The 24,334-nt window shown below is 71.6% G+C and carries 21 protein-coding genes; 10 read left to right on the top strand and 11 right to left on the bottom strand.

Annotated features, from left to right (window positions below):
- The first annotated feature begins 218 nt into the window (after nucleotides 1-218).
- The 6 genes from OO54_RS07815 (at nucleotide 219) to mscL (ending at nucleotide 6,033) form a co-directional block, all read left to right on the top strand.
- Nucleotides 219-1,742, top strand: coding sequence for a potassium/proton antiporter (locus tag OO54_RS07815; RefSeq protein WP_033202114.1), 1,524 nt, complete (start codon nucleotides 219-221; stop codon nucleotides 1,740-1,742).
- Between the two features lie 251 nt (nucleotides 1,743-1,993).
- Entirely contained in the window at nucleotides 1,994-3,265 is a 1,272-nt protein-coding gene (locus tag OO54_RS07810) for an MFS transporter (protein ID WP_033202113.1), read from the top strand.
- Between the two features lie 68 nt (nucleotides 3,266-3,333).
- Nucleotides 3,334-3,669, top strand: a complete 336-nt coding sequence (locus OO54_RS43360; protein ID WP_078905091.1) for an FmdB family zinc ribbon protein — start codon at nucleotides 3,334-3,336, stop codon at nucleotides 3,667-3,669.
- A 108-nt stretch (nucleotides 3,670-3,777) separates the two neighbouring features.
- A complete protein-coding gene (locus tag OO54_RS07800; protein ID WP_017241087.1) occupies nucleotides 3,778-4,623 on the top strand; it encodes an S-methyl-5'-thioadenosine phosphorylase in 846 nt (281 codons plus the stop codon).
- Nucleotides 4,624-4,779: 156 nt separating this feature from the next.
- Nucleotides 4,780-5,376: a hypothetical protein gene (locus OO54_RS47205; RefSeq protein WP_234439626.1), complete on the top strand. Its 597-nt coding sequence runs from the start codon at nucleotides 4,780-4,782 to the stop codon at nucleotides 5,374-5,376.
- Nucleotides 5,377-5,502: 126 nt separating this feature from the next.
- Nucleotides 5,503-6,033, top strand: coding sequence for a large conductance mechanosensitive channel protein MscL (mscL, locus tag OO54_RS07790; protein WP_051786777.1), 531 nt, complete (start codon nucleotides 5,503-5,505; stop codon nucleotides 6,031-6,033).
- A 19-nt stretch (nucleotides 6,034-6,052) separates the two neighbouring features.
- On the opposite strand, the gene OO54_RS07785 is transcribed toward mscL, so the two are convergent.
- The 10 genes from OO54_RS07785 to OO54_RS07740 all read right to left on the bottom strand — a co-directional run bounded on the left by OO54_RS07785 (nucleotide 6,053) and on the right by OO54_RS07740 (nucleotide 18,180).
- Complete coding sequence (locus OO54_RS07785) at nucleotides 6,053-6,274, bottom strand: hypothetical protein (RefSeq protein WP_033202112.1); 222 nt, start codon at nucleotides 6,272-6,274, stop codon at nucleotides 6,053-6,055.
- Between the two features lie 148 nt (nucleotides 6,275-6,422).
- Nucleotides 6,423-6,854, bottom strand: coding sequence for a hypothetical protein (locus OO54_RS07780; RefSeq protein ID WP_033202111.1), 432 nt, complete (start codon nucleotides 6,852-6,854; stop codon nucleotides 6,423-6,425).
- Nucleotides 6,851-7,501 (bottom strand): QcrA and Rieske domain-containing protein, encoded by a 651-nt coding sequence (locus OO54_RS07775; protein WP_033202110.1) that lies wholly within the window; start codon nucleotides 7,499-7,501, stop codon nucleotides 6,851-6,853. The genes OO54_RS07780 and OO54_RS07775 overlap by 4 nt, the downstream gene beginning before the upstream one ends.
- Nucleotides 7,498-8,097, bottom strand: a complete 600-nt coding sequence (locus OO54_RS07770; protein WP_033202109.1) for a 4Fe-4S dicluster domain-containing protein — start codon at nucleotides 8,095-8,097, stop codon at nucleotides 7,498-7,500. The genes OO54_RS07775 and OO54_RS07770 overlap by 4 nt, the downstream gene beginning before the upstream one ends.
- A 7-nt stretch (nucleotides 8,098-8,104) precedes the next feature.
- The gene (locus OO54_RS07765) at nucleotides 8,105-10,429 is read right to left on the bottom strand and encodes a molybdopterin oxidoreductase family protein (RefSeq protein WP_033202108.1); all 2,325 of its coding nucleotides are present in this window, start codon (nucleotides 10,427-10,429) and stop codon (nucleotides 8,105-8,107) included.
- The gene (locus OO54_RS07760; protein ID WP_033202246.1) at nucleotides 10,426-11,445 is read right to left on the bottom strand and encodes a protein translocase subunit SecD/SecF; all 1,020 of its coding nucleotides are present in this window, start codon (nucleotides 11,443-11,445) and stop codon (nucleotides 10,426-10,428) included. The genes OO54_RS07765 and OO54_RS07760 overlap by 4 nt, the downstream gene beginning before the upstream one ends.
- Before the next feature lie 198 nt (nucleotides 11,446-11,643).
- Nucleotides 11,644-12,444, bottom strand: coding sequence for a pyruvate formate-lyase-activating protein (pflA, locus tag OO54_RS07755; protein WP_033202107.1), 801 nt, complete (start codon nucleotides 12,442-12,444; stop codon nucleotides 11,644-11,646).
- 103 nt (nucleotides 12,445-12,547) lie between these two features.
- On the bottom strand, nucleotides 12,548-14,827 hold the full coding sequence (gene pflB, locus OO54_RS07750; protein ID WP_106969989.1) for a formate C-acetyltransferase: 2,280 nt from the start codon (nucleotides 14,825-14,827) through the stop codon (nucleotides 12,548-12,550).
- A gap of 158 nt (nucleotides 14,828-14,985) precedes the next feature.
- Complete coding sequence (locus OO54_RS07745) at nucleotides 14,986-16,407, bottom strand: MFS transporter (protein ID WP_033202105.1); 1,422 nt, start codon at nucleotides 16,405-16,407, stop codon at nucleotides 14,986-14,988.
- 147 nt (nucleotides 16,408-16,554) lie between these two features.
- Nucleotides 16,555-18,180, bottom strand: a complete 1,626-nt coding sequence (locus tag OO54_RS07740; protein WP_418953291.1) for a nitrite reductase (NAD(P)H) small subunit — start codon at nucleotides 18,178-18,180, stop codon at nucleotides 16,555-16,557.
- A 50-nt stretch (nucleotides 18,181-18,230) separates the two neighbouring features.
- On the opposite strand from OO54_RS07740, the gene OO54_RS07735 reads away from it, so the two are divergent.
- From OO54_RS07735 to OO54_RS07725, 3 genes are all read left to right on the top strand, one after another.
- The gene (locus tag OO54_RS07735) at nucleotides 18,231-19,409 is read left to right on the top strand and encodes a low temperature requirement protein A (RefSeq protein WP_033202104.1); all 1,179 of its coding nucleotides are present in this window, start codon (nucleotides 18,231-18,233) and stop codon (nucleotides 19,407-19,409) included.
- Between the two features lie 66 nt (nucleotides 19,410-19,475).
- Complete coding sequence (locus OO54_RS07730) at nucleotides 19,476-20,570, top strand: P1 family peptidase (protein ID WP_051786774.1); 1,095 nt, start codon at nucleotides 19,476-19,478, stop codon at nucleotides 20,568-20,570.
- 72 nt (nucleotides 20,571-20,642) lie between these two features.
- The gene (locus OO54_RS07725; protein ID WP_234439625.1) at nucleotides 20,643-21,485 is read left to right on the top strand and encodes a DUF6227 family protein; all 843 of its coding nucleotides are present in this window, start codon (nucleotides 20,643-20,645) and stop codon (nucleotides 21,483-21,485) included.
- A 90-nt stretch (nucleotides 21,486-21,575) separates the two neighbouring features.
- Here the strand turns inward: OO54_RS07725 and OO54_RS07720 are convergent, their stop codons facing one another.
- Complete coding sequence (locus OO54_RS07720; RefSeq protein WP_033202103.1) at nucleotides 21,576-23,108, bottom strand: MFS transporter; 1,533 nt, start codon at nucleotides 23,106-23,108, stop codon at nucleotides 21,576-21,578.
- Between the two features lie 62 nt (nucleotides 23,109-23,170).
- Here OO54_RS07720 and OO54_RS07715 point away from each other — a divergent pair, with 62 nt between their 5' ends.
- Nucleotides 23,171-24,130, top strand: a complete 960-nt coding sequence (locus tag OO54_RS07715; RefSeq protein WP_033202242.1) for a helix-turn-helix transcriptional regulator — start codon at nucleotides 23,171-23,173, stop codon at nucleotides 24,128-24,130.
- Nucleotides 24,131-24,334: the final 204 nt, after the last annotated feature.

Below are 24,334 nucleotides of genomic sequence, written 5' to 3'. Positions count from 1 at the left end.
CAACCTTAGGCGCAGCGTCCGGGGGGCCCGGACGCGGTGTCAGGAAGAGAACCGTACAGATGAACGAGGAGGCGCAAAGAGGGCGTCAAGAAAACGTTAAAGATTAGGTAAGGTAACGAAGTGTCGTCCGCTGGAGGAACGATCCAGCTGCACGCGAGGGGAAGGAACGGCCACTGACTGTCCACCAGCTCAACGAACTCCTGCTCATCTGCTCGCTCGTGTTGCTGATCGCGGTGGCGGCCGTCCGGATCTCGTCCCGCAGCGGCCTCCCCAGCCTCCTGCTCTACCTCGGCATCGGCGTCGCCATAGGACAGGACGGCATCGGCAACGTCGCCTTCGACAACGCCGAGCTGACCCAGGTGATCGGCTACGCGGCCCTCGTCGTGATCCTCGCCGAGGGTGGCCTCGGCACGAAGTGGAAGGAGATCAAGCCGGCCCTGCCCGCCGCGGTCGTCCTCTCCACCGTCGGCGTCGCCGTCAGCGTCGGCATCACCGCCGCCGGCGCGCACTACCTCGTCGGCCTCGACTGGCGGCAGGCACTGATCATCGGCGCCGTCGTCTCCTCCACCGACGCCGCCGCCGTCTTCTCCGTGCTGCGCAAGGTGCCGCTGCCCTCACGGGTCACCGGCGTCCTGGAAGCCGAGTCCGGCTTCAACGACGCCCCCGTCGTCATCCTCGTCGTCGCCTTCTCCACCGCGGGACCGGTCGACCACTGGTACGTGCTCGTCGGCACGATCGCCCTGGAACTCGCCATCGGCGTCGCCGTCGGCCTGACCGTCGGCTTCCTCGGCTCCTTCGGCCTGCGCCACGTGGCCCTGCCCGCCTCCGGCCTCTACCCGATCGCCGTCATGGCCATCGCCGTCGTCGCCTACGCGGCGGGCGCCCTGGCCCACGGCTCCGGCTTCCTCGCCGTCTACCTGGCCGCCATGGTCCTCGGCAACGCCAAGCTCCCCCACGCGCCCGCGAACCGCGGCTTCGCCGAGGGCCTCGGCTGGATCGCCCAGATCGGCATGTTCGTCCTGCTCGGCCTGCTCGTCACCCCGCACGAGCTCATCCACGACTTCTGGCCCGCCGTCGTCATCGGCCTGGTCCTGACGGTGGTCGCGCGGCCCATGGAAGTCCTGGTCAGCCTGCTGCCGTTCCGCATCCCCTGGCAGGAGCAGGCCCTCATGTCCTGGGCCGGCCTGCGCGGAGCCGTCCCCATCATCCTCGCCACCATCCCGATGGTGTCGCAGATCGAGGGCAGCGAGCGGATCTTCAACATCGTCTTCGTCCTCGTCGTCGTCTACACCCTCGTCCAGGGCCCGACGCTGCCCTGGCTCGCGAAGGCCCTGAAGCTCGGCGACTCCTCGGAGGCCGCCGACCTCGGCGTCGAGTCCGCGCCCCTGGAGCGGCTCCGCGGCCACCTGCTCTCCGTCGCCATCCCGAAGCACTCCCGGATGCACGGCGTCGAGGTCGCCGAACTGCGCCTTCCGGCCGGAGCCGCCGTCACCCTCGTCGTACGGGACGGGGCGAGCTTCGTCCCCGGACCCGCGACCGTCCTGCGGCGCCACGACGAGCTCCTCGTCGTCACCACCGACCCGGTGCGGGACGCCACCGAGCGGCGCCTGCGGGCCGTCGGCCAGGGCGGCAAACTCGCCGGCTGGCTCGGCACGGGCGGCGCGACGGCGATCGGCACCCCGGCGGGCACGGCGACGCGATTCCACCGACCACAGGGGAAATCCCCCGGTACCCCCGGTTAATCCCAGGCATTAATTCAGGTGCGGGAGCGTTTTCCCAGGCGGGAAGACGCTCCTCCCTGTACCATGAAGGCACACCTGATCGAACCAACTCTGCCTGACGCAGAGCTGGCGCGACCGTATGGCGGCCGTGGCGCCCCTCCGCAGTGGGGCCGGCCCGGTATCTACCGCAGTAACGCGCATGAGGACAGCTCTCGGCGACACCCGCACCACCGTGCGGGGGCGCGCTACCAGGCGGCAGAAAGGCCAGGACCGTGGCGTCCACGGTCATCTCGGACAAGCGGCCCGGCTACGGGCAGCTCCTGCGCACTCCCGGTGCGCTGTCCTTCCTGCTCCCCGGCTTCGCCGCACGGCAGCCCTTCGCGATGCTGACCATCGGCATCGTCCTGCTCGTCCAGCACACCACCGGATCCTTCGGCAGCGCCGGCGCGGTCGCCGCCGTGACCGGCGTCTCCATGGCGCTCTTCGCGCCGCAGAGCGGCAAGCTCGCCGACCGCTTCGGCCAGCGCGCCGTCCTGGTCCCCGGCGTCCTCGTCCACACCGCCTCGGTCTCCCTGCTCGTGGCCCTCGCCCTGGCCGGCGCCCCGCTCTGGGCGCTGTTCCTGGCCGCCGTGCCCGCCGGCGCCTCCGTGCCCCAGGTCGGCCCGATGGTCAGGGCCCGCTGGGCCGCCAAGCTCGACGGCACCCCGCTGATGCCGACGGCCGCGGCCTTCGAGTCCGTCACGGACGAGTTCACCTTCGTCGTCGGCCCCGTCCTCGCCACCGCCCTGTGCACCGGCATCCACCCGGCCGCCGGCCTGATCGCCGAGGCCGCCCTCACCCTCGTCGGCGGCCTGTTCTTCGCCGCCCAGCGCGCCACCCAGCCCGCGTACGGCGTCTCCGCGGCCGTCTCCGCCGAGCCGCACCGCTCCGCCCTCTCCATCCCCGGCGTCCGGGTCCTGATCGTCGCCTTCCTCGGCATCGGTTCCGTCTTCGGCGGCATGCAGGTCTCCCTCACCGCCTTCACCGAGGAGATCGGCAACCCCGGTGCCAACGGCCTGCTGTACGGGATCTTCGCCGCCGGCAACATGCTCGCGGGCATCGCCATGGGCGCCGTCGCCTGGAAGACCGGCCCCCGCCGCCGCCTGATCCTCGGCTACGCCGGCCTCACCGTCGCCGCGTCCCTGCTGTGGACCGCGCACTCGGTGCTGCTCCTCGGCGCCCTGGGCCTGGTCGTGGGCCTGTGCATCGCCCCGGCCCTCATCACCGGCTACACCATCGTCGAGACCCTGATCCCGGCCTCCGCCCGTACCGAGGCCTTCACCTGGCTCACCGGCGCCGTCGCGCTCGGCCAGGCCGCGGCCGTCACGGTCGCCGGCCGCCTCGCCGACGCACACGGCGCGAGCAGCGGTTTCCTGGTGCCGATGGCGGGCACGGTGCTCGCCCTGGCCACGCTCCTCGCCCTCCGCTCGCGGCTGAAGCCGCGCGAGTCGAGCCGGGTCGCCGCGCGTGGCATCGGTCACCGCGTGCCGGTGGCGGTGGACTGAACCCACGGAATACGTCACTATGGATCGTCGTTAGCACTCGATGAGTGTGAGTGCCAGGAGGAAGTCAAGTGCCGACCTACCAGTACCAGTGCACCGAGTGCGGCGAAGGCCTCGAGGCGGTGCAGAAGTTCACCGATGACGCGCTGACCGAGTGCCCCAGCTGCAGGGGACGCCTGAAGAAGGTGTTCTCGGCCGTCGGCATCGTCTTCAAGGGCTCCGGCTTCTACCGGAACGACAGCCGCGGCTCGTCGTCCAGCAGCTCGCCGGCCTCGTCGAAGTCCTCGACCCCGTCGTCTTCGTCCTCTTCGTCCTCGACGACGGACGCCAAGCCGGCCGCGTCGACGTCGTCGTCCTCTTCCGCCTCCTCGACGTCCTCGTCGAGCACCGGAAGCTCGGCCGCCTGAGTTCACTTCCCCGAGGGGCCCCGTCGCCACGCGCGACGGGGCCCCTCGGCACATCCGGAGACCGCACCACATCCCTCACCCCTCGGGACCGCCCCTAGGCTGACCGCCATGGCGAACCATGACGTGTACGCGGACATCGGCGTGATCGGCGGCTCCGGCTTCTACTCCTTCCTGGAGGACGTCACCGAGGTGTCCGTCGACACCCCCTACGGCAGCCCCAGCGACTCCCTCTTCCTCGGCGAGATCGCCGGCCGGCGGGTCGCCTTCCTCCCCCGGCACGGCCGCGGCCACACCGTCCCGCCCCACCGCATCAACTACCGGGCCAACCTCTGGGCGCTGCGCTCCGTGGGCGTACGGCAGGTCCTCGGACCCTGCGCGGTCGGCGGACTGCGCGAGGAGTACGGCCCCGGCACCCTCGTCGTACCGGACCAGCTCGTCGACCGTACGAAGAGCCGGGCGCAGACCTACTTCGACGGGGAGCCGCGGGCCGACGGGGCCGTGCCGCGCGTCGTCCACGTCACCTTCGCCGACCCGTACTGCCCCGACGGGCGGCGGGTCGCGGTCAAGGCCGCCCGGGGACGGGGCTGGGAACCGGTCGACGGCGGCACCATGGTCGTGGTCGAGGGCCCCCGCTTCTCCACCCGCGCCGAGTCCCGGTGGCACGCCGCCGCCGGCTGGTCCGTCGTCGGCATGACCGGCCACCCCGAGGCCGTCCTCGCCCGCGAGCTGGGCCTCTGCTACACCTCCCTCGCGCTCGTCACCGACCTCGACGCGGGCGCCGAGACCGGCGAGGGCGTCTCCCACACGGAGGTGCTGCGGGTGTTCGGCGAGAACGTCGGACGGCTGCGGGACGTGCTGTTCGACGCGGTGGGCGCACTGCCCGCGACGGTGGACCGCGACTGCCTGTGCACCCACGCGCACGACGGGTGGGACCTGGGGATCGAGCTGCCCTGAACCCCTCGCGCGGGTGAGGGGGTTGTCCACAGCCGCAGGGTGATCCACAGGCCGGAGCGGGGTGGCGGCGGGGCCGGGAGAGTGGGGGCGCAAACCGTTCCCCACCTGAAGTTCCCCCCTTGAAGCTCCCCACTTGAACAGGCGGACCCCATCCCCATGGCCACCACCTCCACCACATCCACCACCCCCTCCCCCGTCCCCGCGCCGTGTCCGGTGCCGCCCTTCGAGCCGCTACGGGTCCGGGGCACGCGGCACCGGCTGCGAAGGGCACTGCGCCGGGGGCGACCCGCTCCCGCGCTGCTCCTGGCACTGGCGGCGGCCGCGCTGGCCGTCGCGAGCGGATACGGATCGGGCGGAGGGCCCGCACCGGGCGGAGGATCCGGCGCGGGCTGGAGTTCCGGACCGGCCCGGGGTTCCGGTGCGGAGGCGCCACGGCCCGCCGCGACCGCACGGGCGCGACCGTCGGCGGCCCCGCCCCTGGTGTCCGCCCCGGTGCGGATCGCCGACGCCGCGACCGTGCGGCTGCTGCGGCCCGGCGACCGCGTCGACGTGATCGCCGCACCCAACTCGGGCCTCGGCGAAGGGGGCGAGGCCCGGGTGGTCGCGACGGGCGCCCGAGTGGCCGAAGTCCCGCGACCGGGCGAGACTCGTTCGGACGGAGGGGCGCTCGTCGTCCTGTCCGTGCCACGACCGACGGCGACCGCGCTGGCAGGTGCCGGTGTCACCTCCCAACTGGTGGTGACACTGTGCTGATTCGTACTGACTGCCTGTCAAGTCACCGTCCCGTGTGTACGGATTGGACTCGTCTGCGCCGTTCACGGCCTAATGGCTCCGCACGCAGCGGTACACGCGGCATCACACGCGACGAAAGGCACCTCGGTGGCCGAGAAGAAGGAAAGTCTGCTGGGAGGCTTCAAGGCCTTCCTGATGCGCGGCAACGTGATCGACCTGGCAGTGGCGGTCGTCATCGGTGCCGCGTTCACGAACATCGTGAACTCGGTTGTCAAGGGCATCATCAACCCGGTCGTCGGCGCCTTCGGCACCAAGGACCTGGAGAGCTACGCGTCCTGCCTCAAGAGCCCCTGCGTGGTGGTCGGCGGCGAGATGCAGGGCATCCAGCTCCAGTGGGGCCTGGTCCTCAGCGCGGTGCTGAGCTTCGTGATCACCGCGGCCGTCGTCTACTTCCTGATGGTCCTGCCGATGGCCAAGATCCTCGCCAAGCGCGCCGCGCACGAGAAGGCGAAGGAAGGCGTCGCGGAGACCATGGAGATCAGCGAGCTCGAGGTGCTCAAGGAGATCCGCGACCACCTCGTCGCCCAGCGCGGCCCGTCCCTGAACAACACGACGCCGGTCTCCGGGGTCACGGGCGGCGGCACCGCAGGCGGCGCGGGGGCGCACTCCACCTCCTGACCGGCGCGGCAGCCGGTTCTCAGAGGTGGTGCGGCGGCTTCTCGTCGAGGAAGCGCGCGAGGTCGGCGGCGCTGTCGCCGCCTGCGGGAGGCCGCTCGCCCCACCCGCGGTCCGTGTCGTCCGCGGATTGCTGGTCCAGCGGATCGTCGAAGACGAGTACCGGCTTCGAGGTGTTCTCTGCGCTGGATGCGGTGCCGGGCCGCTTCGCGTCTCGCGGTCCGTGGGCGGGGGCGGTGCTCATATCCTCAGGGTACGCCTGCTCTCCCGCCCCGCACCCGCCTGATCTGCGAACTCCGGCTCGGCGGTCCTCCGGCCCCGCGAGCCCCGGCCGAACGACCTCCGGCCCCAGGAGCTCCGCCTCCGCGAGCCCCGGCCGAACGGTGCCCGGTTCAGCGGTCCTTCGGGTCGATCGCCCAGAGGCCGAGCACCACGAGGAACGACAGGACGAGGAAGCCGGTGCCCCACCAGGCGGTGCCGGTGTCGCCCGCCATCCACTCGTCCACCACGATCGTCAGCCCCCAGAGCTGACCGATGACGACCGTGAGCGCCAGGGCGAGACGGGCGGAGAGCTTCGAGGAGCGCTCGGGCTCCTGCTCCGTGCCCGCCCCCGGTCCCGGCCCGGTGTGCCGGATGCGGGGGTCGCCGTAACCGCTGGTGGGACGGATCTGCGGATAGCGCTCGTGCACCGGCCGGTTCAGCCGCGGCTGCGCGCTGCCCGGCGTGTACGCGGGGGGACGCGGGGGCTCGGGGTCCATGCCACCGGCGGGCGGCGTCGAGGGGCGCGGGGCCTCCGGGTCGGGGGGGAACGTGCTCTCGCTCATGTCCGCTCGCTCCTCTCCGTGGCCTTGAGGCCCGGGCCGCCGGCGCCGAACCCCGGGCAGCCCGGTCGGTCGTCGCCGTTCTGGCGGCAGAAGCCCTCCAGCGCGCTCTCGCCGGAGCGGGCCGTGCCGATCGCCCAGACGCTGCCGTCGACCTGCTCGACGAGGATCACCTTGGGCAGGCCCCGGGGCGGCGGCCCGGCGGTGACCTCTCCCGTACGGGCGTCGAAGATCCCCTCGTGGCAGGGGCAGTACAGCTCGCCCTCGCTGCCCCGGTCGTTGCGCCACAGCACGGCGCAGGCGAGGTGGGTGCAGACGGCGGAGTAGCCGGCGAGGGTGCCGTCCTCCATGCGGACGGCGATCGCCCGGTCCTCTTCGCCGGGGTAGCGGAAGGCGAGCGACTCCCCCCGCTCGATCCGGTCGGCGATCTTCTTGACCTCGGGGGCGCCTTCGCTGTCGCCGTGCCGGTGCAGGATGCCGGAGGCGACGGCGACGCCGCCGACGGCCAGGCCGCCGGAGACGGTGGCGACGATCCGCAGGTAGTCGCGGCGGGTGGTGAGCGAGTCGGCGGCGATCCGGTCGCGGAGCGCCTCCTGTGCCGCGTCGCCAGGGGCGTCCGGTGCCGGCGGCTGGGGATCGGTGACGCTCAACGGACATCCCTTCCATTGATCTCGACGACGGGGAGCCCGCCGGGTACCGGCCACTGGACCTTGTCGGCGGGGACGACCATCGCCACGCCGGTGGCGACGGTGGTGCTGCCGAAGGTGAAGGAGTCGGCGACCTGGACGCCGGGGCGTTCCGCCCGGAGCTCGTCGAGGGTCCCGTAGAAGAGGGCGCCGGTGGGGCAGACGGTGGCGCACATCGGGGCGAGGCCGTAGGCGGTGCGGTCGTAGCAGAGGTTGCACTTCATCTGGAGCTTCGCCTGGAGGTCGATCTTGGGTACGCCGAAGGGGCAGGCGTTGACGCAGTTGGCGCAGCCGATGCAGCGGGTGGTGTCGGCCTGCTGCACGACGCCGTCGGCGGTCACGAGGATCGCGTCGGCGGGGCAGACCTCGGCGCAGGGGGCGACGGGGTCCTCGCAGTGCATGCAGACGGTGGGGAGGGAGGCGACGGAGTGGCCCTCGTCGGGGTAGTCGAGGTGGATCATCGACTTGCCGCGGTGGGAGTCGCATTCGCGGCAGGCCGAGACGCAGGCCTGGCAGCCGATGCAGCGGCCCGGGTCGATGAAGATCGTGCGGCCCATCATGTGCGGGTCAGCTCCTCTCCGCGGTGCCGCGGCCCTGGGGTGAGGTGGGGGGCAGCGGGTCGAGGCGGGAGACCTGGGTCTCCGGGTAGGCCTGGTGTCCGGGGGCGGTGGGCGGCGCGGGGACCTCGTCGACGCGTTCGGCGGGCTCGATGCGGGCGGCGCAGACCTTGTACTCCGGGATCTTGGAGCGGGGGTCGAGGGCGTCGATGGTGAGGGCGTTCGCCGCGGTGGGGACGGGCCAGTGGTAGGGGACGAAGACGGTGTCGGGGCGGATGGCCTCGGTGACGAGGGCGGGGAAGACCTCGCTGCCGCGGCGGGTGACGACGCGGACGGGGTCGCCGTTGCGGAAGCCATGGGAGGGGTGGACCTCGACCCAGGGGCGCGGGGTCTGTTCGACGAGGGCGCCGAGCCGGCGGGTCTGGTTGCCGGAGAGGAAGTGGGCGACGGTGCGGCCGGTGGTGAGCGAGAGGGGGTACTCCTCGCTGTACGGGTCCATCGGCGGGTGCCATTCGACGACCTGCATGTGGATCTTGCCGTCGGGGTGGTAGGTGCGGCCGTCCTCGAAGAGGCGGGGGGTGCCGGGGTGCTCGGTGGTCGGGCAGGGCCAGGCGATGCCGCCGGTCTCCTCCAGGCGTTCGTAGGTGATGCCGTAGTAGTCGTTGACGGTTCCGGCGGAGGCGATCCGGAGTTCCTCGAAGACGGCGCGCGAGTCGGGGAAGTCGAACTTGTCGCCGGCGCCGAGGCGCCGGGCGAGTTCGCACATGACCCAGGTGTCGGTGCGGACGCCGGCGGGGGGTTCCTGGGCCTTGTTGTGCTTGACGACCCGGGCCTCGGCGTTGGCCATGACCCCCTCGTCCTCGGCCCAGACGGTGACGGGGAAGACCACGTGCGCGTTGGCGGCGGTCTCGGAGAGGAAGAAGTCGAACTGGGCGTGGAACTCGAGGGTGTCGTAGCCGTCCTTGACGGTGGCGTAGTTCGGCAGGGACACGAAGGGGTTGTTGCAGATGCCGACGAGGCCGCGGATCTCCTTGCGCTGCATCTGCCAGACCATCTCCATCATGGAGGTGCCGGCGAGCGGGAGTTCCGCTTCGTCGATGCCCCAGATCTCGCAGATCTGGCGGCGGTGCTCGGGGTTCGTGATGGAGCGGCCGCCGGGCAGCAGGTCGGACTTCTGGCCGTGTTCGCGGCCGCCCTGGCCGTTGCCCTGGCCGGTGATGGTGCCGTAGCCGGCGCCGGGCTTGCCGATGTTCCCGGTGGCGACGCACAGGTTGATGATGGTGAGGCAGTTCTCGACGCCCTGGGAGTGGTGTTCGACGCCGCGGGCGTGCCAGGCCATGGCCTTGCCGGCGCCGGCGAACATGCGGGCGACCTGGACGATCTGTTCCTCGGGGACGCCGCAGATCTCGGCCGAGCGGGAGGGCGGGTAGTCGGCGACGGTCTTCTTCACCTCGTCCCAGCCGGTGGTGTGGGCGGCGAGGTAGGCCTCGTCGGTGAGGCCTTCGGCGATGACGACGTTCAGGACGGCGTTGAAGAAGGCGGAGTCGGTGCCGGGCTTGAGGGCGACGTGGACGTCGGCGGTGCGGGCGACGGCGGTCTCGCGCGGGTCGACGACGATGAGGGTGGCGCCCCGGTCGCGGGCCCCCCACAGGTACTGGGTCATGACGGGGAAGCACTCGCCGACGTTGGAGCCCGCGATGAGCAGGCAGTCGGTGAGGAGGATGTCGGAGAAGGGGTTGCCGGCGCGGTCGATTCCGAAGGCGAGCTTGTTGGCTCCGGCGGCGGAGACCATGCAGAGGCGGCCGTTGTAGTCGACGTGCCGGGACTTGAGGGCGATGCGGGCGAACTTGCCGACGAGGTAGGTCTTCTCGGAGAAGAGGCTGGCGCCGCCGAGCAGCCCGAAGGCGTCGTTGCCGTACTCGCCCTGGATGCGGCGGATCTCGGCGACGGTGTGGTCGAGCGCCTCGTCCCAGCTGACCTCCCGGAACTCCTCGTCGCGGTTGCCGCGCATGAGGGGCGCGGTGAGCCGGTCGGGGTGGTTGACCTGCTGATAGGCGTTGATGCCCTTGGGGCAGAGCCGCATGCGGTTGATGTCGTGGTTGCGGGGTTCGACGCCGAAGACCTTGCCGCCGCGGTCGACGCGGAGGTACATGCCGCACTGGACGCCGCAGAAGCAGCAGTGGGTCGGGACGAGGGTCTCCCCGTTCTGGTCCGCGTGCCAGCGGTCGGCGGGGATTCCGCCGGCGTCCCGGAACTGGCGGGTGCCGGGCGGGGCCAGTGAGGGGTCGAGAGGCAGCGGCCGGCCGGGGGTGCTCGCGGGGTCGGTCGCGGTCACTTGAAGCCTTTCTTCACGTGGTCGAGGTAGGCGGTGCCGCGGAGGACGCGCTTGCAGCGGGGGCAGTACTCGGCCCAGGTGTCGAAGCGGAGGTCGAGGTCGCGCATGGTGCCCTGGAGGTTCTCGACGTAGGGGGCGGTGTCGATGGGCTCGTGGCAGCGGCGGCAGGCGAGCACCGCCTCGTCCTTGCGGCGGGAGGTGTACTTGAAGAGCTGCATGCCGACGGCGGCGGGCCGCTGCACGATGTGGAAGAACTTCCCGAACGGGATGTAGATGAGGGTGAAGACGACGGAGACCATGTGCAGGACGGCGAGGAACTCGTAGCCGCCGCCGTGCAGGAAGATCGACGAGAAGGTCAGCAGGAGCCCGGTCACCGAGATGACGACGAGGCAGATGAGGGGCACCAGGTCGTAGGCGAAGCGCTGGCCCGTGATGGCTCCGCGGTCCTTCATGCGGCGCCAGAGGAAGTAGGAGGCGCCCGCGATGACGAGGACGGCGGCGATGTCCAGGCCGTGGAACATGATCCAGCCGAAGAAGCTCAGCGAGTCGAAGCCGAGGACCTTGAAGCCCCAGATCCGCATCTCGTAGCCGGGCCCCGAGCCGGTCGACGAGGTGAAGGTGAACCAGCCCCAGGTGAGGGGGAAGGTGATCGCGGCGGCGAGCAGACAGCCCCAGAAGACGAGCTGGTGGGCCGCCCAGCGGGCGTGTGAGCGGGCGCCGAGGAACTTCTGGAAGCCGAGATAGGTGGCGATCATCTTCGGCAGGGCGGTGGGCGCCTTGCGGAAGTTCGCGGCGGAGAAGAAGGACCGCCGGCCCTGCTTGAACAGGCGGCGGGCGCCGGGGGCGGAGACCCACACGGTGTAGCGGTAGGCGACGCCGAAGGCGAGGAAGACGGTCGCGACGGCGTAGGGCAGGAGGGCCGAGTCGAAGTCGCGGAGCAGCCGGCTGCCGAAGACGATCGCGATGACGAGGAGCGCGGAGACGACGGCCCCCGCGAGGCTCGCGCGGCGGCGCACGGCGGCGGGGGTCTGCGGCGTTGGGCCGGCGGCCGGTGGTTCCCCGGGGGCGGGGCCGTCCGTGGCGAGGGCGCCGGCGGCCGGATCGCCCGGTCCGGGTGTCGGCTCGACTGTCTGCGGTGGCTCGGTCACGCGGCCACGGTAAGACCGTACGGACCCTTTTTCCTGTTTTGGGTGGTTACCGGGTGAGGGCGTCGTTCAGACGGCGTGCAGGCCGTGGGCCTGGAAGACCTCGCGGGCCGCGGCGACCTGCTCGGGGGTGGGGGACGGGGTGTCGTGCAGGGTGAACGGCATGGCGAGTGCCTGCCACTTCGCTTCGCCGAGCTTGTGGAAGGGGAGGATGTCCACGCGGGAGACGTTGCCGAGACCGGCGGCGAAGGCGGCGACTCCCTCGACGTCGGCGGGGTCGTCGGTGAGGCCCGGGACGAGCACGAAGCGGACGTGGACCTCCTGGCCGAGGCCGGCGAGGCGGCGGGCGAAGTCCAGGGTCGGCGGCAGTGGCCGGCCGGTGACCTTCTTGTACGTGTCCGGGTCCCAGGACTTGATGTCGAGAAGGACCAGGTCGGTGTCGCGCAGCAGGGCGTCGGTGGCGCGGACGCCCAGGAAGCCCGAGGTGTCGAGGGCCGTGTGGAGGCCGAGTTCGTGCTTCATCCGGTGCAGGAGCTCGCCGGTGAAGACGGGCTGGAGGAGCGGTTCGCCGCCGGAGATCGTGGCGCCGCCGCCGGAGGCGGAGATGAAGCGCACGTACTTGGCCGCTTCGGCGATCACGTCGTCTGCGGAGGTCCGCTTGCCGTTGCGCATCTTCCAGGTGTCGGGGTTGTGGCAGTAGAGACAGGTGAGGGGGCAGCCGGAGAGGAAGGTGACGAAGCGGGTGCCGGGGCCGTCGACGCCGGTGGACAGGTCCCAGGAGTGGACCGAGCCCTCGGAGGGCCGCCGGGTCGCCGCCGCGGCCGGGGTGGCGGGCCGGACCGGGACGTCGGGTCCGAGGAGTGTGGTCATGTCAGCGCCTCCCGGCAAGGAGTGGGGAGAGAGGGGGCGCGCGGCCCCGGTGCCCCGGTGAGGGTGGAAGAGGCAAGGGCCCGGGGCCGCGCGGGTCAGGGGCTCAGAGGGAGCCGTGGAACGTCCGGTTGAGGACGTCGAGCTGCTGTTCGCGGGTGAGCCGGACGAAGTTGACCGCGTATCCGGAGACCCGGATGGTCAGCTGCGGGTGGTTCTCCGGGTGCTCCATGGCGTCCATGAGGACGTCGCGGTTGAGGACGTTGACGTTCATGTGGAAGCCGTCGCTCGCCATGTAGCCGTCGAGGACGCCCGCGAGGTTCCTGATCCGCTCCTCGGGGGTGCGGCCCAGGCCGTCGGGGGTGACGGTGTTGGTCAGCGAGATGCCGTCCTCGGCGTCCTCGTACGGGAGCTTGGCGACCGAGAGCGCCGAGGCGACGTAGCCGTGGGTGTCGCGTCCGTTCATCGGGTTGGCGCCCGGCGAGAAGGGCTCGCCGGCGCGGCGCCCGTCGGGGGTGTTGCCGGTCTTCTTGCCGTAGACGACGTTGGAGGTGATGGTCAGGACGGACTGGGTGTGCTCGGCGTTCCGGTAGGTGGGGTGCCTGCGGACCTTGCGCATGAACTCCTCGACCAGCCGGACGGCGATCTCGTCGACCCGCTCGTCGTTGTTGCCGTACGCCGGGTAGTCGCCCTCGACGACGTAGTCGGTGGCGAGGCCGGTCTCGTCCCGGACCGGGGTGACCTTGGCGTACTTGACGGCGGAGAGGGAGTCGGCGGCGACGGAGAGGCCGGCGATGCCGCAGGCCATGGTGCGGCGCACGTCGCGGTCGTGGAGCGCCATCTCGACGCGCTCGTAGGCGTACCGGTCGTGCATGTAGTGGATGACGTTCAGGGCGTGGACGTAGACGCTCGCGAGCCATTCCATCTGCTCGTCGAACCGGGCCATGACCTCGTCGTAGTCGAGGACCTCGGAGGTCAGGGCTCCGGTGGCCGGGCCGACCTGGGCGCCGGACTTCTCGTCGCGGCCGCCGTTGATCGCGTAGAGGAGGGTCTTGGCGAGGTTCACGCGGGCGCCGAAGAACTGCATCTGCTTGCCGACGGGCATCGCGGAGACGCAGCAGGCGATGGCGGTGTCGTCGCCGAAGCGGGGGCGCATCAGCTCGTCCGACTCGTACTGCACGGAGGAGGTGTCGATGGAGACCCGGGCGCAGAACTCCTTGAAGCCCTGGGGCAGCCGCGGCGACCAGAAGACCGTCATGTTCGGCTCGGGGGCCGGGCCGAGGTCGTAGAGGGTCTGGAGGTAGCGGAAGGAGGTCTTCGTGACGAGCGGGCGGCCGTCCTCGCCCATGCCGGCGATGGACTCGGTGACCCAGGTGGGGTCCCCGGAGAACAGCTCGTCGTACTCGGGGGTGCGCAGGAAGCGGACGATGCGGAGCTTGATGATGAAGTCGTCGACGAGCTCCTGGGCCTGCTCCTCGGTGAGGAGTCCGGCCTCGATGTCGCGCTGGAGGTAGACGTCGAGGAAGGTGGAGGTGCGGCCGAGGGACATCGCGGCGCCGTTCTGCTCCTTCACGGCGGCGAGGTAGGCGAAGTACAGCCACTGGATCGCCTCGCGGCCGGTGGCGGCGGGGCCGGAGACGTCGTGGCCGTAGGAGGCGGCCATCGCCTTGAGTTCGCCTAGGGCGCGGATCTGCTCGGAGAGCTCCTCGCGCAGGCGGATGGTCTCCTCCAGGGAGCGGTTCCCGGCGGGGAGGGCGTCCAGCTCCGCCTTCTCCTCCTTCTTCACCTCGACGAGCCGGTCGACGCCGTAGAGGGCGACGCGGCGGTAGTCGCCGATGATGCGGCCGCGGCCGTAGGCGTCGGGGAGGCCGGTGACGACGCCGGCCTTGCGGGCGGCGCGGATCTCGGGGGTGTACGCGTCGAAGACGCCGGCGTTGTGGGTCTTGCGGTACTCGGTGAAGACCTTCTCGAGGTCCGAGGAGACCGGGTAGCCGTAGGTCTCCAGGGCGCCGGCGACCATCCGCCAGCCGCCGTACGGCATGATCGCGCGCTTCAGCGGGGCGTCGGTCTGCAGGCCGACGATGAGGTCCTTGTCGCGGTCGATGTAGCCGGGGGCGTGGGCGGTGATGGTCGAGGGGACGTCGTACGCGACGTCGTGGACGCCCTTGGCGCGCTCCTCGGGGAACTTGTCCGTGATCGCCTTCCACACGGCGGTGGTCCGCTCGGTGGGGCCGGCAAGGAAGGAGTCGTCGCCCTCGTACGGCGTGTAGTTCTGCTGGATGAAGTCGCGGACGTCGATGGCGTCGCGCCACAGCCCGCCCTTGAAGCCCTCCCAGGCCCGCCCGTTCACCGTTGCTTCAGCAGGGGTCGCAGTCACTGCCCGCACCGCCTTCTTCGAATCATTCGATCGCGTCGTTGCCCCTCCATCTCACTCCTTTTGATCGATCGTCTCGGTCGGCATTGGTCACCGGTCGATGGCCCAAGGTCCCGCTCCGGGCATGCGGAAAGGCCCCGCCGTGGCGGGGCCTTTGCTCGGGGGTCGGTTCAGCTGGGTGCCTCGGCGTTCTTGCGGGCGTAGAACCACCAGGTCACGACCATGCAGCTGACGTAGAAGGCGACGAATCCCCACATCGCGCTGGTCACGGCCACCGAGCCGAAGAGGGCCGGGATGAAGAAGAAGCCGTAGGCCGCGATGGCCGAGGTGAAGCCGGTGACGGCGCCGGACTCCATCTCCGCCTGCTTCAGCGCCTTCGCGTGCTCCGGGGTGCCTTCCCGGAGCCCCTTGAGGTGGGTGCCGCGGAAGATGACGGGGATCTGGCGGAAGGTCGAGCCGTTGCCGATTCCGGAGAAGAAGAACGCGGCGAGGAAGCAGAAGAAGAAGCCGTGGAAGGAACCGCCGTCGCCGCCGGAGGGCAGGAAATCGATCACGCCGACGATCGCGACGGCCATGCCCACGAAGGACAGGATCGTGACCCGCGCGCCGCCCCACTTGTCGGCGATCCAGCCGCCGCCCCAGCGTGCCAGGGCGCCCACGGCGGGGCCCATCCAGGCGTAGGTGGCGATCGAGTAGTCCGGGAACGTGGTCTTGATCAGCATCGGCAGGGCGGCCGCGAAGCCGATGAAGGAGCCGAAGGTGCCGACGTACAGCCAGGTCATCAGCCAGTTGTGCTTGCGCTTGAAGATGATCTTCTGCCGGCTGAACGGGGTGGAGGCGACCTTCAGGTCGTTCTGGCCGAACCAGGCGACCGCGGCGAGGACCAGCAGCACCGGGACCCAGAGGAAGGCGGCGTTCTGCAGGTGGACGGGGGTGCCGTCGGCCTTGTGCTGGGCCGAGCCGATCGCGATGGTCGACCAGGTGATGACGATCGGGGTCAGCAGCTGGACGACGGAGACGCCCAGGTTGCCGAGACCGCCGTTGATGCCGGTCGCGCTGCCCTTCTTCGCCTTGGGGAAGAAGAAGCCGATGTTGGCGAGGGAGGACGCGAAGTTCGCGCCGCCGATGCCGCAGAGGGCAGCGATGGCGACCATCACCGCGTACGGCGTCGTCGGGTCCTGGATCGCGATGCCGAGCCAGATCAGCGGCACGACCAGCACCGCGGTCGACAGGGCGGTGAAGCGGCGCTGGCCGACCATCGGGCCGAGGAACGTGTAGAGGATCCGGGCCGTGCCGCCGGTCAGGCCGGGAATGGCCGTCAGCCAGAACAGCTGGGAGGTGGAGAAGCCGAAGCCGACGTCCTTCAGGTTGGTCGCGGTGACCGACCACACCTGCCAGACCACGAAGGCCACCAGCAGCGCCGGCACCGCGATCCACAGGTTGCGGGTGGCGACCTTCCTGCCGATGGACTTCCAGAAGAGCTCGTTCTCGGGCTCCCAGTCGGTGATCGGCTTGCCGGGGCGGTACTGCTCCGTGTCGTACGAGGCGGGTGGCCGGCCGGCCGTTCTGCTGTCCTGGGCTACGGAACTCATGGCGCTTCCCTGATGTTTCGGGGGCCCTGACTCTGCGGGGCTTTCCTTGCCCTTCCAGGCTGCGCCGCGGCACAAGGGGTACGTGAGTGCCGATGGTCGCCGGACGGGCGGGCGTAGGTCGGCCCGTCGGAGGGGGCGTAGGTCCCGTCAGCGGCGTGCCGGAGGGACCGGGAGCACCGGGAGCACCGGGAGCACCGGCAGGGACACCTCGGGGTCGTCGAGGCAGACCCCGGTCCGCAGGTCGAACTCCTGCTTGTGCATGGGGGACGCCACCACCGGCACCCCGTCCCGGGTGCCCATGATCCCGTTCGCGATGACGTCGGCGCCGGAGAACGGGTCCCGGTTGCCCACCGCGTACACCCCGCCGTCCCCGTCCCGGAACAGCGCCGCCTCGGTGCCGTCGTCGAGGACGGCGGCCCGCCCACGCCCCGGCTCCAGGAACTCCACGCCCGCCACGTGCGGCTCGAAGCGGGCCAGGGCCGCCGGGTCGTCGAGGACGGCCCGCCACTCGTCCCGATAGGCGGAGACGTGCCGCTCCCTCTGCGCTTCGAGCTCGGCGCAGATCCCGGGGGAGTCGTCGGTCAGGACCTCGCGCAGGTGGCCGAGGCCACCGTCGAGCCGCTCCAGCCACGCCGAGGTGCGTTCGAGCCGCTCCCCGGTCCGTACGTAGTACATGAGGAAGCGGTCGATGCCCGCGTCGGTCAGCCGCCGCCAGATGACCGGCAGTTCCTCCTTCCGCGCGCCGAACAGGTCGATCCGCCGACCGCCGGTGATCTTGCTGTAGAGGCCGTGGTCCCTGGCCACCTCGCCGATCACGATCAGCTGCTCGGCGGTGGTCTCACCGCCCGGCACGCGCGGCACCACCGAATAGGTGCCGTCCTTCCGGAGGTTGGCCAGGAAGAGGTCGTTGGAGTCCTGGAGCGCGGCCTGCTCGCCCTCCAGTACGTGCCGGAGGCCGAGCTCGGGCGCGAGGGTGCCCAGGACGTTCGCGACGACCGGCTTGCAGACGGTGCCACCGAAGCCGCCGGTGCAGCCGGTGCCGCCGGATCCGCCGGAGCCGTACCGCTCCGCCAACTCGGTGAAGGAGCGGATCCGTTCGGCCTTGACCAGGGCGTAGACCTCGGGCCGGGACAGGTCGGGGAAGTGCCCGCACAGGCCGTGCGCCCGCTCCACGCCCGCCGAGTCCAGGACGGCCTGGAGGGTGTTCACACAGCCGCCGCGGCCCGTGCCCGCCTTCGTGCGGCGCTTGATCCCGCCGACGTCGGTCAGGCCGTGCTCCGCGATCGCCCCGGCCACCGCGCCCTTCGTCACGTTGCGGCGGGAGCAGACGACGGCGTCGTCCGGCGGCGCATCCGCACCCGGCGGCTCGGCACCACCGCTCGCCGGCAGCAGGAACGACTCGGGAGGCGCCGGGAGCGGCCGTCCCGCGTGCGGCCTGAGGGAGCCGTACGCCTCGGCGTCGCCGACCAGGATGCCGCCGAGGAGCCGCCCCTCCGGACCGAGCGGCAGCTTCTTGTAGACGCCCTCCCGCCCGTCCGAGAACACGATCTCGGTGGCCTGCCGTCCCTCCCCGAACGGGTCGCCGAACGACGCCACGTCCGCGCCGAGCAGCTTCAGCTTCGTGGACGTGTCGGCGCCCGTGAACACCGTGGCGCCCGAGCCCGCGAGCCGATCCGCGACCGTCTCCGCCCTCCGGTAGCCGGGCGCGACGAGCCCGCGCCTGGCGGGCCTGGTCGCCGCTCGGTACGCGGAGGCGGCCCCGCCACCCCGCACCCGCGTGGCATGCGAGCGGGCGGGCGGCCCGCTCTGCTGTGCTGGGGCGCATGACACAACCGTTTCTGCCTCTCACCGCGCGCTCCCGTGAGGAGTCCCATCGGGCCGCCACGCCCCTGGAGCTGTTCTTCGACCTGTGCTTCGTCGTCGCCGTCGCGCAGGCGGGGGCGGAGCTCGTGCACGCGGTCGCCGAGGGCCACGCGGGCGAGGGGATCGCCAACTACGCGATGGTGTTCTTCGCGATCTGGTGGGCGTGGATGAACTTCACGTGGTTCGCGTCGGCGTACGACAACGACGACGTGCTGTACCGCGTCGTGACGCTGGTCCAGATCGCCGGTGTGCTCGTGCTCGCCGCGGGGATCTCCCGCGCCGCGGAGGAGCACGACTTCCTCATCGTGTACCTCGGCTACCTGGTCATGCGCGTGGCGCTGGCGTCGCAGTGGCTGCGTGCGGCGCACCACGCCGTGGACCCCGCCGAGCGGACGATGTGCCGGCGGTACGCGGGCGGGGTCCTCGCCTGCCAGGTGGGCTGGCTCGCCCTGGTCCTCGCGCCGGAGCCGGCCCGGCCGTGGGTCTTCCTGGCCATGGCGCTCGTCGAGATGGCCGTGCCCGTGTACGCGGAGAAGGACGCCCCCAGCACCTGGCACCCGCACCACATCGCCGAGCGGTACGGCCTGTTCACCATCATCGTGCTCGGCGAGACCGTCGCCGCGGCGACCGTGGCCGTGAAGTCGGGCGTCGTCGAGAACGACGCGCTCGGCGAGCTGCTGCCGATCGCCGCCGGCGGTCTGCTGCTCGTCTTCGCCGCCTGGTGGATCTACTTCGTCGTGCCCGCCCACTCCCGGCTGACCTCCAGCCGCCAGGGCTTCCTCTGGGGCTACGGCCACTACGTGATCTTCACCTCGGCCGCAGCCGTCGGCGCGGGCCTCGAGATCGCCGTCGAGCAGTCCGTGGGCAAGGCGCACATCTCCACGCTCGCCGCCTCGGCCTCGGTCACCATCCCGTCGGCCGTGTTCCTGCTGTCCGTGTGGCTCCTCCACGCCCGCTACTTCAAGGTCGGCATCGCCCAGCAGCTGGTCCTCCCGGTGTCGGCGTTCGCCGTCCTCATGTGCTCGTTCGCCGGCCGCTGGGCGGTCCTCTGCGCCGGACTCGTCGCCGCTGCGACGGTCGCGATCGGCGTGACCCTGACGGCCCGCAACCCGGCGACCCGGGCGACGCCTGCCGGCTGAGGGCCGACGGGCGGGGCCCGCCGCCTTCGGGCCGCGCCCGCGCACAGCGCGTGGTAGGTAGGGGACATGACAGATCCCGAAGGAGCGTCCCGTCCCGAAGGAACGTCCCGGCAGGACGCGATCACGGATGTGAGCGGTCTGCGGGTGGGCCACGCGCGCGTGGCCGGGCCCGGGGCGCTGAGCGGTACGACGGTGGTGCTCGCGCCGGCGGGCGGGATGGTCGCGGCCGTGGACGTACGGGGCGGGGGCCCCGGCACGCGGGAGACGGACGCGCTGGACCCCCGGAACGTGGTGCAGCGGATCGACGCGGTGGTGCTCACGGGCGGGAGCGCGTACGGGCTCGACTCCGCGGCCGGGGTGATGGCCTGGCTGGAGGAGCGGCACCGCGGGGTGCGGGTGGGACCAGACCCGGCGCACGTGGTGCCGGTGGTGCCGGCGGCGTGCGTCTTCGACCTGGGGCGTGGCGGCGACTTCGCGGCCCGGCCGGACGCGGCGACGGGCCGGGCGGCGGTGGAGGCGGCCGACGCGAGCGGGGACCACGCGCGCGTGGAGACGGGCGCGGTCGGCGCGGGCACCGGGGTCGTGGTCGGCGGCCTGCGGGGCGGGGTGGGGACGGCGAGCGCGGTCCTGGAGTCGGGGATCACGGTGGGCGCGCTGGTGGTGGTGAACGCGGTGGGTGCGGCGGTCGACCCGACGAACGGCGTCCCCTACGGCGCCTACTTCGCGGCGGGCCCGCTCGTCTTCCCGGAGACCTCGGTCCACGAGGCGGCCGGGCGGCGGCTCGCGGAGGCGCGGAAGGCGTCCGCGCCGCCGCCGCTGAACACCACGCTCGCCGTCGTCGCGACGGACGCGGTGCTGACCCGGGCCCAGGCGCGGAAGGTCGCGGGCACGGCGCACGACGGGATCGCGCGCGCGGTGCGTCCGGTGCACCTGATGAACGACGGGGACACGGTCTTCGCGGTCGCGACCGGGGCGCGGGAGCTGCCGGAGGCGCCGGGTCCGCTCGCCCTGAACGAGATCCTGGCCGCGGGCGCGGACCTGGTGACCCGGGCGATCGTCCGCGCCGTCCTCGCCGCCCCGGGCGGGCTGCGCGGGCCGGGCGGCGACTTCCCGTCGTACCGCGAGCTGTACGGACCTGACACAGACGCGTACTTCCGGTAAGCCCAAGGGAGTTGAGGAGGACGGGCGGGAACTTCCCGGGCGGGCCCTTCGTTTTCCCGAACCCCGGACACGATGTCAGACCCAGGGACTACGTTAAGCAAGCACCAAGTGACATGCGGCGACGGCCTGGAGACCCTCTTGAACGATCCGCAGGATCCTCACGATCCCTTCGAGACGACCGAGACGCACCTTGAGCGCCTCCTCGGCCGGGCGCTCAACTCCTTCGACCTGCCCGACTCGACCGTCGAGCGCCTCGGTTCGGCGCTCGCGCACTCCAGCGCGCTGCACTCCTCGCACCACAGCGCGTCGCTGCACCGCACCACCCACCGCCACACGTATCTGCTGCCCGACGGAAGCGCGCTCAGCCTCTGGGAGCTCGTGCACAACACCGGCCGGGACGGCGCCTTCCAGCACGAGCTGTACGCGGAGGAGGCGGAGGCCCGGCTCGCCGCGTCCCGGCTGCCGACCGGACCGCTGCCCGGCTGGACCGTCGAGCGCTCAAACGGCCGCGCCCTCGACGATGACGACGACCTGGAGCTGCTGAGCGCCCTGCTCGCCCGCCCGATACCGGCCCAGCCCCGGATGTACGTGCCGGACAACTCCGCCGACCACGCGCGCCGCGTCCTGCGGCGCGCGGAGAACGCGGACCGGCCGGGCGAGCCCACGGTCCGCCGTCTCCGCCTGGCCTTCGCCCACCACATCACCCAGGCCTTCGGACGCCACTGCCCGATCGAGGGCGGCCGAGACGCCGGCTTCACCCTCTACGAGCACCAGTTCCTGCTGCTCGACGGCAGCGAGGTCAGCCTCTGGGAGGTCGAGCACACCGCGACCCCCGACGGCCGCCACATGTGCGAGGTGTACGACTCCGAGGACGCGGCCCGCGAAGCGATGCGGCACCGCTCCCGCGTCCGCTGACCCGGCACCGCCGGCCGCTCGCACACAGAGGGAGGCCCCGGCCCCGGGACGAATCCCGGGGCCGGGGCCTCTCCATCGCAGACCGAGGGCTCAGTGCGTGAGCGCCGGCTCCTTCTCGACGGATTCGGGGGCGTCCTCGTCCCCGTCGCCGCCCTCAAGGTGCTGCTTGGGCTTCGCGGGGAGCGCGAACATCACGAGGAAGATCGCGGCGAGTACGCCGGCCGCCCAGCCGAGGGAGTTCTGGAAGGCGTCCGTGAAGGCCGCGCCCACCTCGGTCGGGGCCTGGATGTGATGGTCGTCGACCACACCGAAGAAGACGACCGAGACGAGGCCGAGTCCGAGGGCGTTGCCCATCTGGCCGGTCGTGTTGATCAGGCCCGAGGCCGAGCCGGCGTGCTCGCGCGGCACCTCGGAGAGCACGGCGTCCGTCAGCGGGGCCACGATCAGGCCCATGCCGAGGCCCATGACCACCAGCGGGGCGATCATCTGCCAGGAGTGGATCCCGGTCCCGTACCGGCCCGCCTCGAAGAAGTAGAGCAGGATGCCCGCGATCATCGTCAGCGCGCCGGCCTGGAGGACCTTGCGGCCGAAGCGCGGCACCAGCTTCTGCACCGAGAGCCCGGCGGCCGTCGAGACGGCGATGGAGAACGGCACCCCGGTCAGGCCCGCCTTCAGCGGGCTCCAGCCGAGCCCGATCTGCATGTACAGCGTCCAGACCAGGAAGAAGATGCCGAGCACGACACCGAAGGTCAGCTGCACCGCGATGCCGGCGGCGAAGCTCTTCACCTTGAACAGCGACAGCTCGACGAGCGGCGAGCCGTCCTTCTTCGTCTTGTACTTCTCGTACGCGACGAAGGCCGCGAAGACGGCCAGGCTGCCGGCCATCATCAGGTGGCCCCACAGCGGCCAGTCCAGCTCACGGCCGCGCGTCAGCGGGTAGATCAGCATGAGCAGCGCCGCCGTCACCAGGAGCATGCCGACGATGTCCAGCCGGAGCGCCTTCGGCGCCTTCGACTCGGTGATGAACTTCCGGCCGAGGAGCAGGCCGGCGATGCCGACCGGCAGGTTGATCAGGAAGATCGGCCGCCACTCCAGGCCCGCGATGTTCCACTGGGTGAGCAGCGCGCCGAGCAGCGGGCCGGAGACCGCGCCGAGACCGATGATCGCGCCGAACATCCCGAAGACCTTGCCGCGCTCGTGCGCCGGGAACGTGACGTGGATGATCGACAGGACCTGCGGCACCATCATCGCGGCCGCCGCGCCCTGGAGGAGGCGGGAGCCGACCAGCATCTCCTGGTTGGCCGCGAAACCGCAGAGCGCCGAGGCGAGCGTGAAGCCGGCGGTGCCGAGGAGGAAGAGGCGCTTGCGGCCGAAGATGTCGCCGAGCCGGCCGCCGGTGATCAGACCGGCCGCGAAGGCGAGCGCGTACCCGGCGGTGATCCACTGGATGGCCCCGAAGGTGGCGCCGAGGTCCCGCTCGATGCTGGGGATCGCGATGTTGACGATCGTGGCGTCGACCAGATCCATGAAGGCGGCTGTCATGACGATGGCGAGCGCTATCCAGCGCCGCTTGTCACCCGTGTCGGTGGGGGCCGCATCCGTGACGGCGTCGTGTGAACTCATAGGAAGAAGATAGAAGCCATCTAGGTCAAATGATGTCCTAGATGAGCCGCATCCTGGAAGACATGACGGACACCCCGGTACGACTCCTGAATCTGCTCTCGCTCCTCCAGACCCCGCGCGAGTGGCCCGGAAGCGAACTCGCCGAACGGCTCTCGGTCTCCCCGCGCACCATCCGCCGGGACATCGACCGCCTCCGTGACCTCGGCTACCCCGTCGAAGCGACCCTCGGCGCGGTCGGCGGCTACCGTCTCGTCGCCGGTACGGCCATGCCGCCGCTGCTCCTCGACGACGAGGAGGCAGTCGCGATCGCCGTCGGCCTGCGGGCCGGAGCCGGGCACGCCATCGAAGGCGTCGAGGAGGCCTCCGTACGGGCCCTGGCGAAGCTGGAACAGGTCCTGCCCACCCGGCTCCGGCACCGCGTCTCCACCCTCCAGAACGCGACGATCCCCCTGGTCAGGGGCGACGGCGTCACCGTCACACCCGCCACCCTCACCACCCTCGCGGGCACCGTGACCGGCCACGAGCGGCTGCGGTTCGGCTACCGGGCCGGGGACGGCACCGAGACGAAACGCCTCGTCGAGCCGTACCGGCTCGTCTCCACCGGGCGCCGCTGGTACCTCGTCGCCTACGACCTCGGGCGCGAGGACTGGCGGACCTTCCGCGTCGACCGGGTGAGCGAGCCGTTCGCCACCGGCGCGCGCTTCACCCCGCGCGAGCTGCCCGCAGGCGACGCCGCCACCTACATGGCCCGGTCGATGGCCCGGGCGCACGGCGAGGTCGACCTGGACGTCGAGTTCGCCGCCCCGGCCGAGGTCGTGGCCGCCCGCCTTCCCGCGCACCTCGTGCCGACGGCCGCCGGTCCCGAACGCTGCCGGCTGCGCGCGCGTGTCCCCGACTCCGTCGACTGGCTCGCCCTCCGCCTCGCCCTCCTCGACGTCGACTTCACCGTCCACGGCCCCCCGCCCCTCATCACCTACATCCAAACCCTCTCCACCCGCCTCTCCACCGCCACCTCCCCCTAACGCCCCACGCGGTGGGCCCGCGCCCCGCGCTGTGAGCCCACGCCCCCGCCTTGTGGGCATTCGTTCCGCTGTGGCGGTGCCCACCCCCGCTCCTGCGCCCCGCCTCGTTGTGGGCAATCGTTCCGCTGGGGCGGAACGGGTGGGCACAACGGACGGCGCCCCTTGCCGGGCCCAGGCTTCCGCGCCTGAACCCGCACCCGGTGC

This window comes from Streptomyces wedmorensis (assembly GCF_000716445.1).
In the GTDB taxonomy this organism is placed as follows: domain Bacteria; phylum Actinomycetota; class Actinomycetes; order Streptomycetales; family Streptomycetaceae; genus Streptomyces; species Streptomyces wedmorensis.
This window is presented reverse-complemented; position numbering and strand designations above follow the sequence as displayed.

Bases quoted from the DNA above. Each gene is read 5' to 3' on its own strand.
- OO54_RS07735 (WP_033202104.1), top strand. From the start codon at position 18,231: ATGACACAACCGTTTCTGCCTCTCACCGCGCGCTCCCGTGAGGAGTCC.
- OO54_RS07800 (WP_017241087.1), top strand. From the start codon at position 3,778: ATGGCGAACCATGACGTGTACGCGGACATCGGCGTGATCGGCGGCTCC.
- pflA (WP_033202107.1), bottom strand. From the start codon at position 12,444: ATGACCACACTCCTCGGACCCGACGTCCCGGTCCGGCCCGCCACCCCG.
- OO54_RS07715 (WP_033202242.1), top strand. From the start codon at position 23,171: ATGACGGACACCCCGGTACGACTCCTGAATCTGCTCTCGCTCCTCCAG.
- OO54_RS07785 (WP_033202112.1), bottom strand. From the start codon at position 6,274: ATGAGCACCGCCCCCGCCCACGGACCGCGAGACGCGAAGCGGCCCGGC.
- OO54_RS07780 (WP_033202111.1), bottom strand. From the start codon at position 6,854: ATGAGCGAGAGCACGTTCCCCCCCGACCCGGAGGCCCCGCGCCCCTCG.
- OO54_RS07725 (WP_234439625.1), top strand. From the start codon at position 20,643: ATGTCAGACCCAGGGACTACGTTAAGCAAGCACCAAGTGACATGCGGC.
- OO54_RS07730 (WP_051786774.1), top strand. From the start codon at position 19,476: ATGACAGATCCCGAAGGAGCGTCCCGTCCCGAAGGAACGTCCCGGCAG.
- OO54_RS47205 (WP_234439626.1), top strand. From the start codon at position 4,780: ATGGCCACCACCTCCACCACATCCACCACCCCCTCCCCCGTCCCCGCG.
- OO54_RS07720 (WP_033202103.1), bottom strand. From the start codon at position 23,108: ATGAGTTCACACGACGCCGTCACGGATGCGGCCCCCACCGACACGGGT.
- OO54_RS07770 (WP_033202109.1), bottom strand. From the start codon at position 8,097: ATGATGGGCCGCACGATCTTCATCGACCCGGGCCGCTGCATCGGCTGC.
- OO54_RS07745 (WP_033202105.1), bottom strand. From the start codon at position 16,407: ATGAGTTCCGTAGCCCAGGACAGCAGAACGGCCGGCCGGCCACCCGCC.